Here is a 1,501-nt window from a genome sequence, read left to right on the forward strand (position 1 = left end):
GAGCCTGTGAAAAAAACTCTGTAAATTCAACACAACAAAGGTCTTCTATGATAAAATATTAAAATCATAGGAGGCCTTTTATTATGGCAAACAGAAAGAAAGAAGTTTACAAACCAAAACCAATGACGGAAGGAAAGAGAAATCTTATTCAAGGATTACTCCAGGAGTATGATATCCAATCTGCGGAGGATATTCAGGATGCATTAAAAGATCTTCTTTCCGGAACAATTCAAGATATGCTTGAAACAGAAATGGATAATCATCTTGGCTATGATCGTTACGAAAGATCCGGTGAGCCTAATTACCGTAATGGTAAAAAGTCTAAGACTGTTCGGAGTAAATATGGTGAATTTGAAGTGGATGTTCCGCAGGATCGTCAAAGCTCCTTTGAACCGCAGGTACTTCCTAAGCGTCAGAAAGACATTTCTTCGATTGATGACAAGATCATTGCCATGTATGCAAAGGGAATGACTACCAGGCAGATTTCAGAGACTATAGAGGATATCTATGGATTTGAAGTCAGTGAGGGTATGATATCTGATATCACAGATAAGCTTCTGCCGCGAATTGAGGAATGGCAAAATCGTCCATTATCACCTGTGTATCCAATTGTTTTTATTGATGCTGTGCACTTTTCTGTGCGGGATGACGGTGTGATCAGAAAGCTTGCCGCATATGTTGTCCTTGGGATTAATGAAGATGGAAAGAAAGAAGTTCTAAGCATTGTTGTTGGAGAAAATGAAAGCAGTAAATATTGGCTGTCTGTGCTGAATAGTTTAAAGAATCGTGGAGTTCAGGATATCCTCATTCTCTGTTCTGATGGATTGACTGGGATTAAAGATGCGATCTCTACTGCATTTCCTAAAACAGAACAGCAGAGATGCATTGTGCATATGGTAAGAAATACCCTTAAATATGTCGCAAACAAGGATATGAAAACTTTTGCGAAAGATCTGAAAACAATTTATACCGCAGCGAGCGAAGAAACTGCCAGAAAGCAGCTGGAAACTGTAACAAAGAAATGGTCCGGACAATACCCAAGTGCCATGAACCGCTGGCATGATAACTGGGATGCAGTCTCCCCCATCTTCAAATTTTCCAAGGATGTCCGTACTGCCTTTTATACTACGAATGCCATTGAATCACTGAATTCATGCTATCGTAGACTAAACAAGCAGAGAAGCGTATTCCCGAGTTCCCAGTCACTGATGAAAGCATTATATCTGGGCACTTTTGAGATTGCAAAAAAATGGACAATGCCGATCCGCAATTGGGGGAGAGTACGTGGTGAGCTGGAAATCATGTACCCTGACCGGATGGTGATATAACAATCCAAAGTGGAATGCCGGGAATAAATATACACCCAGATTTTTCTGGGTGCTCTTGACATGCCAGATTATTTTTGCTATTAAATAGACAACGGCTTAACCGCAGAAACCGCTGTTAAGCCGCCATAATTATCATAGAAGATCTAAATTTACAGAAAAAATTTCACACCGTC

1 protein-coding gene is annotated in these 1,501 nt (G+C 40.0%); it reads left to right on the forward strand.

Features of this window, described 5'->3' with window-relative positions:
* Window positions 1-83 precede the first annotated feature (83 nt).
* Window positions 84-1,328, forward strand: coding sequence for an IS256 family transposase (locus tag LKD42_RS15035; protein WP_248836168.1), 1,245 nt, complete (start codon window positions 84-86; stop codon window positions 1,326-1,328).
* Window positions 1,329-1,501 lie beyond the last annotated feature (173 nt).

This window comes from Hominisplanchenecus faecis (assembly GCF_020687205.1).
Lineage (GTDB): Bacteria > Bacillota > Clostridia > Lachnospirales > Lachnospiraceae > Hominisplanchenecus > Hominisplanchenecus faecis.

Coding starts and splice junctions, on each gene's coding strand:
- LKD42_RS15035 (WP_248836168.1), top strand. CDS start 84: ATGGCAAACAGAAAGAAAGAAGTTTACAAACCAAAACCAATGACGGAA.